Consider the following 12,526-nt stretch of genomic DNA (forward strand, 5'->3'; position numbering starts at 1 on the left):
AACAACTCTGCATACCGCCCGTCCGGACCCAGTTCCAATCTCGGAAGCGACCCCATGTCGTCAAACATCACGTATCCCGAGGCACCCGGTTCGCACCCACTGTGTGTCAGGGAACAGGACATCGAAAGCGAGCTCGTCGAGAAGCTCGTCGAACTGAAGTACACCTATCGCCCCGACATCCGCGACCGGGCCGCACTGGAGCGCAACTTCCGGCAGAAGTTCGAGGCCCTCAACCGCGTCACCCTTAGTGATGCCGAGTTCTCCCGCCTCCTCGACGAGCTGATCTCGGCCGACGTCTTCAGGAATGCAGTCCGCCTGCGCGAAAAGAACGACTTCATCCGCGACGACGGCACGCCGCTTACCTACACGCTCGTCAACATCAGGGACTGGTGCAAGAACGACTTCGAGGTGGTCCACCAGCTCCGGATCAACACCGACTACAGCCACCACCGCTACGACGTCCTGCTGCTCATCAACGGCATTCCGGTCGTGCAGGTCGAGCTGAAGACCCTCGGCGTCAATCCGCGCCGCGCGATGGAGCAGATCGTCCAGTACAAGAGCGACCCGGGCAACGGCTACACCCGCACGCTCCTCTGCTTCATCCAACTCTTCATCGTCAGCAACCGCACGCAGACCTTCTATTTCGCGAACAACAACGCCCGGCACTTCAGCTTTGCCGCCGACGAGCAGTTCCTGCCGATCTACACCTGGGCCGACCGGGACAACAAACCGGTCACGCACCTGGCCGATTTCGCCGACCAGTTCCTGCAGAAATGCGAGCTCGGCCGCATGATCAGCCGCTACATGGTGCTCATCCAGAGCGAGCAGAAGCTCCTCATGATGCGCCCCTACCAGATCTACGCCGTCCAGGCCCTCATGGACTGCGTCGAGCGGAATGACGGCAACGGCTACATCTGGCACACCACCGGCAGCGGCAAGACTCTCACCTCCTTCAAGGCCTCCACGCTGCTCCGCGACAACGACCAGATCGCCAAGTGCGTCTTCGTCGTCGATCGCAAGGACCTCGACCGCCAGACGCGTGAGGAATTCAACCGCTTCCAGGAGGGCTGCGTCGAGGAGAACACCAACACCGAGACCCTCGTCCGTCGCCTGCTCTCGGAGGACAAGGCCGACAAGGTGATCGTCACCACCATCCAGAAGCTCGGCCTCGCCCTCGACGGCACCAACAGGCGCAACTACCGCGAGCGCCTCGCCCCGCTCGCCTCCAAGCGCCTCGTCTTCATCTTCGACGAGTGTCACCGCTCGCAGTTCGGTGAGAACCACAAGGCGATCAAGGAGTTCTTCCCCAACGCCCAGCTGTTCGGCTTTACCGGCACGCCCATCTTCGACAAGAACGCCACGGTGGTTCAGATCGAGGGCAACCAGGCGTCACGCCTGACCACCCAGGACCTCTTCCAGCGCCAGCTCCACGCCTACACGATCACCCACGCGATCGAGGACAGGAACGTCCTCCGCTTCCACGTGGACTACTTCAAACCCGAGGGCAAGGACACGCCCAAGGCCGGTCAGACGCTGACCAAGCGCGCCATCGTCGAGGCCATCCTCGACAAGCACGACGCCGCCACGCACCAGCGCCGCTTCAACGCCCTCTTCGCCACCGCCTCGATCAACGACGCAATCGAGTACTACGAGCTCTTCAAGACCATCCAGGCCGAGCGCCAGTCGGCCGATCCGGATTTCGCCCCGCTCAAGGTTGCCTGCGTCTTCTCGCCACCCGCGAACGGCGATCCCGACGTGAAGCAGATCCAGGAGGACCTGCCCCAGGAACAGGCCGACAACCAGGTCGAGCCCGAGAAGAAGAAGGAGGCCCTCCGCGCCATCATCGCCGACTACAACGCCCGCTACGGCACCAACTACACCGTCGGCGAGTTCGACCTCTACTATCAGGACGTCCAGAAGCGCATCAAGGACCAGCAGTTCCCCAACGCCGACCTTCCGCGCAATGGCGCCGAGAAGATCGACCTCACCATCGTGGTCGACATGCTGCTCACGGGCTTCGATTCGAAGTTCCTCAACACGCTCTACGTCGACAAGTACCTGAAGCATCACGGGCTCATCCAGGCCTTCTCGCGCACCAACCGCGTGCTCAACGCCACCAAGCCCCACGGCCACATCCTCGATTTCCGCGCGCAGCAGGAGGCCGTCGACGAGGCCATCGCCCTCTTCTCCGGTGTCGACAGCGGGAAAAGGGCCCACGAGATCTGGCTCGTCGAGCCTGCGCCCGTGGTCGTCGAAAAATTCAAGAAGGCGCTCACGGAGCTCGGCGACTTCATGCGCTCGCAGGGCCTCGAGCCCCGACCGGAGGCCGTGCCCGCACTGCGTGGCGACGAGTCCCGCGCCGCCTTCATCAACCACTTCCGCGAGGTGCAGCGGCTCAAGACCCAGCTTGACCAGTACACTGACCTCCCGTCCGAGGTGCGCGACACGGTCGAGCAGCTTCTCCCGAAGCCGGTACTTAACGCCTTCCGAGGCGTCTACCTCGAAACCGCCCAGCGCCTGAAGGACCAGCGCGAGAAACCCGGCGTCGAACCCAATCCGGTGGTCGATCAGCTCGATTTCGAGTTCGTCCTCTTCGCCTCGGCCATCATCGACTACGACTACATCATGGCCCTGATCACGCGCTACGCGAATCAGGGTCCAAAGAAGCTCAAGCTCAAGCGCGATGAGCTCGTCGGCCTCATCCGCAGCGAGGCGCGGTTCATGGACGACAGCCAGCTCATCGTCGACTACATCGACTCGCTCGGCGAGGTGAAGGGCCGCTCCGAGGACGAGATCCGCGCCGGCTTCGAACGCTTCCGCGAAGAACGCCAGGCCGCCGAAGTCGCCGCCCTGGCAGAGAAACACCACCTCGCCACCGACCGCCTCCAGGCCTTCATCGACACGATCCTGAAACGCATGGTCTTCGACGGCGAGCAACTCACCGAGCTCATGCAGCCCCTCGGCCTCAACTGGAAAGCCCGCCGCGTCGCGGAGCTCGCCCTGATGGAAGACCTTGTGCCGTTGCTCAAGAAGCGCGCCGGGGGGCGGGAGATTTCCGGCCTCAATGCTTACGAAGCATGACAGAAGCGAAGAAGATGACACAGAAACAAAAGAGCGCGTTCACGCCGAAGCTGCGATTCCCGGAGTTTCAAAACGATTCAGCTTGGATGCCCGTCACGCTTAGAGATGTGTCCGTACCTGTTGAGGAGAAGGTTGGAGACAGGAAACTCACGCCGGTGAGCATCTCAGCTGGCATCGGGTTCGTCCCCCAAGCTGAGAAGTTCGGCCGAGACATCTCCGGAAACCAATACAAACAGTACACCGTCGTTCGCGACGGCGACTTCGTTTACAACAAAGGCAACTCGCTCCGCTTTCCACAAGGTTGCATCTATCAGCTACGCGGCTGGGGTGAAGTTGCTGCCCCCAATGTGTTCATTTGCTTCCGTCTTAAGGAGGGCTACTCCGATGGCTTTTTTCAAAGCTGCTTCGAAAAGAACATTCATGGGATTCAGCTCCAACGGCACATCACTAGCGGAGCCCGAAGCAATGGCCTACTGAACATCAGTCGGGACACATTTTTCGACATCAAAATCCCGACCCCATCACTCGCCGAACAACAAAAAATCGCCGAGTGCCTGAGCACACTGGACGAGCTGATCGAAGCAGAAAGCCAAAAGCTCGACGCGCTCAAGGACCACAAGAAAGGGCTGATGCAGCAGCTCTTCCCCCGCGAAGACGAAACCCGCCCTCGCCTGCGGTTTCCGGAGTTTCAAGACGCACCGGAGTGGGAGAATAAGAAGATTGGCGATATATGCAGGTCGTTTAGCGGAGGGACTCCAGACACCTCCCGGAAAGAGTTCTATGGCGGGACAATACCGTTTATTCGTTCAGCGGAACTCGGAAAAAGATCCACCGAGCTTTCCCTGACAGAACTTGGCCTCAAGAATTCAGCAGCCAAGTTGGTAGCGAAAGGCGATGTGCTGGTTGCTTTGTACGGAGCGAATAGCGGCGATATTGCTATTGCTCAACTCGACGGCGCTATCAACCAAGCGATTCTCTGCCTAAGACCGTACGAGGACGACGGTCCATTTATTTATCACTATCTGAGCCACAAGAAAGATTGGCTTGTCGCAACCTACATTCAAGGAGGCCAAGGCAACCTCTCTGGAGAGATTGTTAAGTCGATTGAACTCCGCTTTCCAGAACCCGTCGAGCAGCATCGCATTGCCACCTGTCTGAGTTCGCTCGACAACCTAATCGCCGCACAAAGCGACAAACTCGAAGCCCTCCGCACCCACAAACGCGGTCTCATGCAGCAGCTCTTTCCGAATCCGTCCGAGTTTGAATCATGAGCTCAACTTCGTTCACAAGCCTGACCGCGTTGGCGCAACACCTCCGCGACGATCTGGAGAACAAGAAGCATGTTCTTCTCTATGCCTACAACGGCACCGGGAAGACGCGCCTTTCCACCGAGTTCAAGAACTTCTGGAAAAACGGCGATCAGCGCGACACGCTCTACTTCAACGCGTTCACGGAAGATCTGTTTTCGTGGGACAACGACTTGGAGAACGACCGCGAGCGCGTGCTGAAGATCAACTCCGGGTCCCGGTTCTTCGCCGGCCTGGGCGAGATGGAGATGGACAACCGCATCCGCCCGCTGCTGAACCGCTACGCCGACTTCGACTTCCGCATCGATACCACGAAATGGGAGATCAGCTTTTCACGCGAAGTCCAGGATGGCGATACCACCACGGACGTGGATCACATCAAGGTGTCGCGCGGCGAGGAAAACATTTTCATCTGGTGTTTCTTCCTCGCGATCGTGGAGCTCGCATTGGACGGCGCCGAAGCCTATCGGTGGGTGAAATACATCTATATCGACGACCCCATTTCCTCCCTCGACGAGCATAACGCCATCGCGGTTGCCAATCACCTCGCGCAGATGCTGAAGAGGGGAAGTAACAGCCTTAAAACGGTCATTTCCACCCATCACGCCTTGTTTTTTAACGTGCTGTGCAATGAGCTTGGCAGGGCAAAAAAATACTTTCTCAGCAAAGGCAACCTTGCCGACTCCTACCTGCTTCGTGAAACGGGCGACACGCCGTTCTTTCATCACGTCGCGACGCTGGCCGAGCTTTACGAAGCCGCTCAGAGCGGCCGTCTCTATACCTATCACTTCAACATGCTGCGGGCCGTGCTGGAAAAGACGGCCAGCTTTCACGGCTATCAGGGCTTTGCCGAATGCATTCGCCGCGATAACGACGACCCCGAAGGCATCCTCCATGCTCGCCTGCTCAACATCCTGAGTCATGGAAACTACTCGCTTTATGAGCCACAGGAGATGCTGGAGGAGAACAAGCGCTACTTCAGGAAGATCCTCTACGATTTTCTTAATCGCTATCCCTTTAACTCCGCCCTGTTCCCGCCGACACCGTCCCCTTCAGAGGATGCAGCTGACGGCACCGCACAAGAGCTGGAAACCGCGAAGAGCTGAAACATGACGCATCAAGAACAACAACGCCTTGGCAAGACCCTGTGGGCCATCGCGGACCGTCTGCGCGGTGCGATGAACGCGGACGACTTCCGCGACTACATGCTGTCCTTTCTCTTTCTGCGCTATCTGTCCAGAAACTACGAGGCCGCTGCCCGCCGGGAACTGGGATCTGACTACCCCGAGCCGCCGAAGGATGATCCGCGCGTGCCGCTAACGGCCTGGTATGATGCCAACCCGGCCGACGTCGCGGACTTTGAGAGGCAGATGCGCCTGAAGGTCCACTACGTCATCAAGCCCCAGTACCTGTGGGACAACATTGCCGCGCTGGCCCGCCAGGAGAGCGACGCGCTGCTGGAAACCCTGCACGAAGGTTTCAAGTTCATCGAGAACGAGTCCTTCCAAAGCACCTTCCAGGGCCTGTTCTCGGAGATCAACCTCTACTCGGAAAAGCTCGGCAAGACGCAGGCACAGAAGAACAAGAAGCTCTGCGAGATCATCAAGGAGATCGACAATGGCCTGGCCGAGTTCTCCACCGAGGTTGATACGCTCGGCGATGCCTACGAGTACCTGATCGGCCAGTTCGCTGCCGGATCGGGCAAGAAGGCGGGCGAGTTCTACACGCCGCAACAGGTGTCCACCATCCTCTCGCGCATCGTCACCCTCGACAGCCAGTCGCCCGAAGCGGGGCCGGTGAAACATCTCGGCAGCGTCTTTGATTTTGCGTGCGGTTCGGGATCACTGCTCCTCAACGTGCGAAACCAGCTGAGGAAGGCCGGTGGCACGATCGGCAAGATCTACGGGCAGGAGAAGAACATCACGACCTACAACCTCGCGCGCATGAACATGCTGCTGCACGGGGTGAAGGACACGGAGTTCGAGATCCACCACGGCGACACCCTCACGAACGACTGGGATTTCCTCCGCGAGACGAATCCCGCCAAGATGCCGAAATTCGACGCTGTCGTGGCCAATCCGCCCTTCAGCTACCGCTGGGAGCCGACCGAGGCCATGGCCGAGGACGTGCGCTTCAAGAACCACGGCCTCGCGCCAAAGTCTGCCGCCGACTTTGCCTTCCTCCTGCACGGCTTCCATTACCTGAAGGACCAGGGGGTGATGGCCATCATCCTGCCCCACGGCGTGCTCTTTCGCGGCGGGGCGGAGGAGCGCATCCGCAGGAAGCTGCTGCTCGACGGCCACATCGACACCGTCATCGGCCTGCCGGCGAATCTCTTCTATTCAACCGGAATCCCCGTCTGCATCCTCGTCCTCAAGAAGTGCAAGAAGTACGACGACGTTCTGTTCATCAACGCCGCGGAGCATTACGAGAAGGGCAAGCGCCAGAACGTCCTGCGGGAAGAGCACATCAGCAGGATCGTCGAGACCTACCAGTTCCGGAAGGAAGAGGAGCGCTACTCGCGCCGCGTCAGCATGGCGGAGATCGAGAAAGAGGGCTACAACCTCAACATCTCTCGCTACATCAGTACCGCAAAGCCCGAACCCGAGATCGATCTTGTTGCCACGCATTCCATGCTGATGGAGCTGGAGCAGAAGATCCGGGACGCCAAGGAGCACCACAATGTCTTCCTGCGGGAGCTGGGCCTGAAGGAACTACCCTGAGGCTTGTCGCCATTTCTCATGGTTCCTGTTGATGCAAGCACGTGACTTGCTTTTCCTCCACCGTCTCGATCTCCGCCCCACCCGCCCGGGTGTGGGCGGTGCTGTCGCAGGTGACGCAGTGGCCGGGCTGGACGCCGACGGTGGAGTCGGTCACGCCGGTTGACGGCCAGCGGGGGGACGCTCCCGCCGTCGGGCGGAGCTACCGCGTGGTGCAGCCGAAGCTGCGCCCGGCCACCTACACCATCACCTCGCTGGAGCCCGGGAAGGCGTTCACCTGGGAGGCACGCCAGCCGGGCCTGCGGGTCATCGCGGGCCACCGCGTCGAGGCCGAAGGGGACGGCTCGCGCGTGATCCTCACGCTGGCGTTCGAGGGCTGGCTGGCCCCGCTGGTGTGGCCCCTGGTGAGGCGCATCGCCTGCGATTACCTCGAACAGGAAGCGCGATCGCTCAAGGCGCGGGTGGAAAGCGCGGGCACCTGAGCGCGGCGTCGTTTGCCCCCACCCCAACCCTCCCCCGCAGGGCGGGGGAGGGAGTCAACCGCCGGGGAGAGAGGGATGAAGCCCTCCCCCCGCTTGCGGGGGGAGGTTGGGAGGAGAGCAATCCATGCGTTGCGGGACTTCATCCCCCCACCCCAACCCTCCCCCGCAGGGCGGGGGAGGGAGTCAACCGCCGGGGGGAGGTTGGGAGGGGGCAATCCATGCGTTGCGGGACTTCATCCCCCCCACTTTTTTCGCAGGGCGTCCTTGATCACGTCGTTCTCTAACATCTGTTCGGCCAGCAGCTTCTTCAGCCGGGTGTTCTCCGCCTCCAGCTCCTTGAGCCGCTTGGCCTCCGGCACGCTCATGCCGCCGAACTTGCTGCGCCACAGGTAGTACGAGGCTTCGCTGAAGCCGTGCCGGCGGCACAGGTCCTTCACCGCCACGCCGGCTTCGGCTTCACGCAGGAAACCGATGATCTGCTCTTCGGAAAAGCGCTTCTTCACGTCCAATCTCCGTCTCGTTGGGGATTGGACTCCAAATCGCCGTGCTACTCAAAACCGGGGGGACGTCGGCCGAAGGGGGATGGCTCGCGCGTGACCCTCACGCTCGCGTTCAAGGGCTGGCTGGCCCCGTTGGTGTGCCCCTTGGTGATTAGCCGACCAGTGCTTCCACTTCGCCGCGTACCGGGCGCGGCAGGCGCCTGCCCTCCTTCATGACGTTGACCTGCCAGGCCACGCACGCGACCTCCAGCACGTCCCGCGCCAGCTCGTATCCCCTGCCCTGCAGCCAATCCAGCACATCAGCGAGGTGCCAGAGCGAGGAGCTGCCTTCATGCACCGGTGGGGGGAAGCTGTCCGGATGCGCCAGCATCAGCTTGCGCATGTTCTGCCGCGTCACTCCGACGATCTCGGCCACATCGGTCAACCCGACCAGGTCCGGTGCAACCTCGATCAGCCTGGCCGAAGGTACTGCCTTGCGCACGTCGGCGAGAGCGCTGCACACGGCTTCATCCGCACTGTCGGCCTCGCGGGTGAACTCCAGTGCCAGACGCCCCGGCTGACCGATGCCGACCAGAGCATCCTCGCAACCGGCCTCGCCCAGGCGCTCGACCAGCCCGGTCGGGTCGCCACCATCGAGAAGCTGGTATTTCAGGGTGAAGGTGTATTCCATCCTCTAATCCTACCCGCCGCCCGCGGCTGCATGCCGTTCTCGGTTCCTGGTGCAGTTGTCCACGACACGGCACAAGGCCCGCGCGTGGTTGCCCGGGTTTTCGGCGTGCTCCATACGCTGGCGATGCAGAACTCGCCACAGCGGCATTCCGCATCGTTGAACGGGCAACAGATCCGCCCCCAGGCATGATGGCCGCCCACCTCGACGCGCCATCCATGGCTTTCTGCATACCTGAGGGCTGCCTCGACCTCTTTCTTCGGGTGTGTGGGACGGGCCATCAGCAGGCCCCAGTGTGGCGACACCCGCATTGGTTGTCAACCGACAACCTTAATGCAGTCCAGCCTGTTCCACCCGCATACCGCCGCGCGATTATCCCCGCCGCCCCCAACCCATACGCGCCGGCGTTGTTCCCATTCTCCCCTCGCCCTTCCCCGTAACGGGGGAGGGAGCGGTAGATCCGGCCCGGCGCAGCGTGTCGGGCATTCGGACAATCGGCGCTGCAATGCCACGCAACCGGATCACCCTCACCCCCCCGCTTAGGGGATGGCTGAACCGAAAAACAGGAAAGCCCGCAGTAACGCGGGCTTCCCACATCTGGTGTGATTGGCCGTGGCTGCAACCGCACCGGTAGCGCGAGCTACTCCCACTCGATCGTCGCCGGCGGCTTGCCGGAGATGTCGTAGACCACGCGGGAGACGCCGCGCAGTTCGTTGATGATGCGGTTGGACACCTTGCCGAGGAACTCGTACGGCAGGTGCGCCCAGTGCGCGGTCATGAAGTCGATGGTCTCCACCGCACGCAGTGCGATCACCCATTCGTAGGCGCGGGCGTCGCCAACCACGCCCACCGACTTGACCGGCAGGAACACGGCGAAGGCCTGCGAGGTCTTGTCGTACAGGCCGGCCTTGCGCAGCTCGTCGATGAAGATGGCGTCGGCGCGGGCCAGCAGTTCGGCGTACTCGGGCTTGACCTCGCCGAGGATGCGCACGCCCAGGCCGGGGCCCGGGAACGGGTGGCGGTAGACCATCTCCCGCGGCAGGCCCAGTTCCACGCCCAGGCGGCGCACCTCGTCCTTGAACAGCTCGCGCAGCGGCTCGACCAGGCCCAGCTTCATGTGCTCGGGCAGGCCGCCGACGTTGTGGTGGCTCTTGATGACGTGGGCCTTGCCGGTCTTGCTGCCGGCCGACTCGATCACGTCCGGGTAGATGGTGCCCTGGGCCAGCCACTTGGCGTTCTTCAGCTTGCCGGACTCTTCCTCGAAGATCTCGACGAACAGGTTGCCGATGATCTTGCGCTTGGCCTCCGGGTCGGCCACGCCTTCCAGCGCCTTGAAGTAGCGGTCGGCGGCGTCGACGCGGATCACCTTCACGCCCAGGTGCTCGGCGAAGGTGGCCATCACCTGGTCGCCCTCCTGCCAGCGCAGCAGGCCGGTGTCGACGAACACGCAGGTCAGCTGGTCGCCGATGGCCTTGTGCAGCAGGGCCGCGACCACCGAGGAGTCCACGCCACCGGACAGGCCCAGGATCACCTCGTCCGAACCGATCTGCTCGCGCACGCGGCGGATCTGGTCCTCGATGATGTGCTCGGCGGTCCACAGGGTCTGGCAGCCGCAGATGTCGACCACGAAGCGGCGCAGCAGCGCGGTGCCCTGCTTGGTGTGGGTCACCTCGGGGTGGAACTGCACGCCGTACCAGCCGCGGCGGTCGTCGGCGAAGGCGGCGACCGGGATGCGGTCGGTTTTGGCGGTGACGGTGAAGCCCGGCGGCGCCACCGACACGTGGTCGCCATGGCTCATCCACACGTCCAGCCGCGGCGGCGAACCCGGGTGGTCCTTCAGCCCCTCGAACAGGCGGTCGGCCGCCACCAGCGAGACCTCGGCGTGGCCGAATTCGCGCTGGTCGGCGGCCTCGGTGGCGCCGCCCAGCTGCACCGCCATGGTCTGCATGCCGTAGCAGATGCCCAGGATCGGCAGGCCCGAATCGAACACCTCCTGCGGCGCCCGCGGCGAACCCTCGACCGTGGTCGACTCCGGGCCGCCGGACAGGATGATCCCCTTCGGCGCGAAGGCCGCGATCTCGGCCGGGTCGTGGTCCCAGGCCCAGATCTCGCAGTAGACGCCGATCTCGCGGATGCGGCGGGCGATCAGCTGGGTGTACTGCGCGCCGAAGTCGAGGATGAGGATCTTGTCGCTATGGATGTCGGTCATGGAGGGGTTCGGGTGCAGTGGACGGTGGCGCCGGGTGGCCCTGCGGCCGGCCCCTGCCTCAACCGATCTGGTAGTTCGGCGGCTGCTTGGTGATGGTGACGTCGTGCACGTGGCTCTCGCGCTGGCCGGCGCCGGTGATCACCACGAACTGCGGCTTCTTGCGCATCTCCTCGATGGTCGCGCAGCCCACGTAGCCCATGGTGGCGCGCAGGCCGCCGGCGAGCTGGTGGATGATGCCGCTCAGCGGGCCGCGGTACGGCACGCGGCCCTCGATGCCTTCCGGCACCAGCTTGTCGGCGTCGGAGGCGTCCTGGAAGTAGCGGTCCTTGGAGCCCTTCTCCATCGCGCCCAGCGAGCCCATGCCGCGGTAGCTCTTGTAGCTGCGGCCCTGGAACAGCTCGACCTCGCCCGGGGACTCCTCGGTGCCGGCGAACAGGCCGCCGATCATCACCGTGGACGCACCGGCGGCGATCGCCTTGCCGATGTCGCCGGAGTAGCGGATGCCGCCGTCGGCGATCAGCGGGATGCGGTCCTGCAGCGCCTCGGCCACCAGGTCGATGGCGGTGATCTGCGGCACGCCCACGCCCGCGACCACGCGCGTGGTGCAGATCGAGCCCGGGCCCACGCCGACCTTGACCGCGTCGGCGCCGGCGTCGAACAGGGCCAGCGCGGCGTCGCCGGTGACGATGTTGCCGCCGACCACCTGCACCTGCGGGAAGTTCTTCTTGACCCAAGCCACGCGGTCCAGCACCCCCTGGGAATGGCCGTGCGCGGTGTCCACGATCAGCACGTCCACGCCGGCGGCCACCAGCGCCTCGACGCGCTGCTCGGTGTCGCCGCCGACGCCGACCGCGGCGCCGACCATCAGGCGCGCATGCGAATCCTTGGCGGCGTTGGGGTTGTCGGTCTTCTTCTGGATGTCCTTGACGGTGATCAGGCCGCGCAGGGCGAAATCATCGTTGACCACCAGCACCTTCTCGATGCGGTGCTTGTGCAGCAGCTGGAAGATCTCCTCGTCGCTGGCGCCTTCCTTCACCGTGACCAGGCGGTCCTTCTTGGTCATGATGTGGCGCACCGGATCGTCCAGCTTCTTCTCGAAGCGCATGTCGCGGCTGGTGACGATGCCGACCAGCTGGCCGTTGTCGTCGACCACCGGCACGCCCGAGATGTTGCGCGCGCGGGTCAGCTGCAGCACCTCGCCGATGGTGGTGTCGGGGTTGACGGTGAACGGGTCCTTGATGACGCCGGCCTCGAACTTCTTGACCTTGGCGACCTCGTTGGCCTGCTGCTCGACGGTCAGGTTCTTGTGGATGATGCCGATGCCGCCGAGCTGGGCCATGGCGATGGCCAGGCGGGCCTCGGTCACCGTGTCCATCGCCGCCGAGACGATCGGCAGCTTCACCCGCAGGTCGCGGGTCAGGCGCGTCTCGAGCGAAACGTCCTTCGGCAGTACGGTGGAGTGGGCGGGGACGAGCGAGACGTCGTCGTAGGTGAGTGCTTCGGCCTTGATGCGCAGCATCGGCATACCCGGGTGTGGGGAAGCGCGTCATTATACCCCCG

Annotated in this window: 8 protein-coding genes and 2 pseudogenes; 5 read left to right on the forward strand and 5 right to left on the reverse strand. The window is 63.1% G+C overall.

All coding sequences use genetic code 11. The features are described 5' to 3' along the window. The first annotated feature begins 54 nt into the window (after nt 1-54). From EIM47_RS09540 to EIM47_RS09560, 5 genes are read left to right on the forward strand one after another with little or no spacing between them, the layout of a single operon-like run. Complete coding sequence (locus tag EIM47_RS09540; RefSeq protein WP_125076756.1) at nt 55-3,081, forward strand: type I restriction endonuclease subunit R; 3,027 nt, start codon at nt 55-57, stop codon at nt 3,079-3,081. Further along, nucleotides 3,078-4,352 carry a restriction endonuclease subunit S gene (locus tag EIM47_RS09545; RefSeq protein ID WP_205948707.1) on the forward strand — a complete coding sequence of 425 codons (1,275 nt, stop codon included), beginning with the start codon at nt 3,078-3,080 and terminating at the stop codon, nt 4,350-4,352. The genes EIM47_RS09540 and EIM47_RS09545 overlap by 4 nt, the downstream gene beginning before the upstream one ends. Next, nucleotides 4,349-5,494 carry an AAA family ATPase gene (locus tag EIM47_RS09550; protein WP_125076757.1) on the forward strand — a complete coding sequence of 382 codons (1,146 nt, stop codon included), beginning with the start codon at nt 4,349-4,351 and terminating at the stop codon, nt 5,492-5,494. The genes EIM47_RS09545 and EIM47_RS09550 overlap by 4 nt, the downstream gene beginning before the upstream one ends. A gap of 3 nt (nt 5,495-5,497) precedes the next feature. Then, nucleotides 5,498-7,111 carry a type I restriction-modification system subunit M gene (locus EIM47_RS09555; RefSeq protein ID WP_125076758.1) on the forward strand — a complete coding sequence of 538 codons (1,614 nt, stop codon included), beginning with the start codon at nt 5,498-5,500 and terminating at the stop codon, nt 7,109-7,111. Nucleotides 7,112-7,152: 41 nt separating this feature from the next. Next, nucleotides 7,153-7,590 carry an SRPBCC family protein gene (locus tag EIM47_RS09560; RefSeq protein WP_125076759.1) on the forward strand — a complete coding sequence of 146 codons (438 nt, stop codon included), beginning with the start codon at nt 7,153-7,155 and terminating at the stop codon, nt 7,588-7,590. A gap of 245 nt (nt 7,591-7,835) precedes the next feature. Here the strand turns inward: EIM47_RS09560 and EIM47_RS09565 are convergent. The 5 genes and pseudogenes from EIM47_RS09565 to guaB all read right to left on the reverse strand — a co-directional run. After that, a pseudogene (locus EIM47_RS09565) lies at nt 7,836-8,093 on the reverse strand (transposase); the annotation flags it as partial. Between the two features lie 148 nt (nt 8,094-8,241). Further along, on the reverse strand, nt 8,242-8,760 hold the full coding sequence (locus EIM47_RS09570) for a DNA-binding protein (protein ID WP_125076760.1): 519 nt from the start codon (nt 8,758-8,760) through the stop codon (nt 8,242-8,244). 9 nt (nt 8,761-8,769) lie between these two features. Next, nucleotides 8,770-9,038, reverse strand: a pseudogene (locus EIM47_RS16105) (hypothetical protein). A 359-nt stretch (nt 9,039-9,397) separates the two neighbouring features. Beyond that, entirely contained in the window at nt 9,398-10,966 is a 1,569-nt protein-coding gene (gene guaA / locus EIM47_RS09580) for a glutamine-hydrolyzing GMP synthase (protein ID WP_125076761.1), read from the reverse strand. A 58-nt stretch (nt 10,967-11,024) separates the two neighbouring features. After that, entirely contained in the window at nt 11,025-12,485 is a 1,461-nt protein-coding gene (guaB, locus tag EIM47_RS09585; protein ID WP_125076762.1) for an IMP dehydrogenase, read from the reverse strand. Nucleotides 12,486-12,526 lie beyond the last annotated feature (41 nt).

The sequence above is a fragment of the Pseudoxanthomonas sp. SGT-18 genome (genome assembly GCF_003931645.1).
Lineage (GTDB): Bacteria > Pseudomonadota > Gammaproteobacteria > Xanthomonadales > Xanthomonadaceae > Pseudoxanthomonas.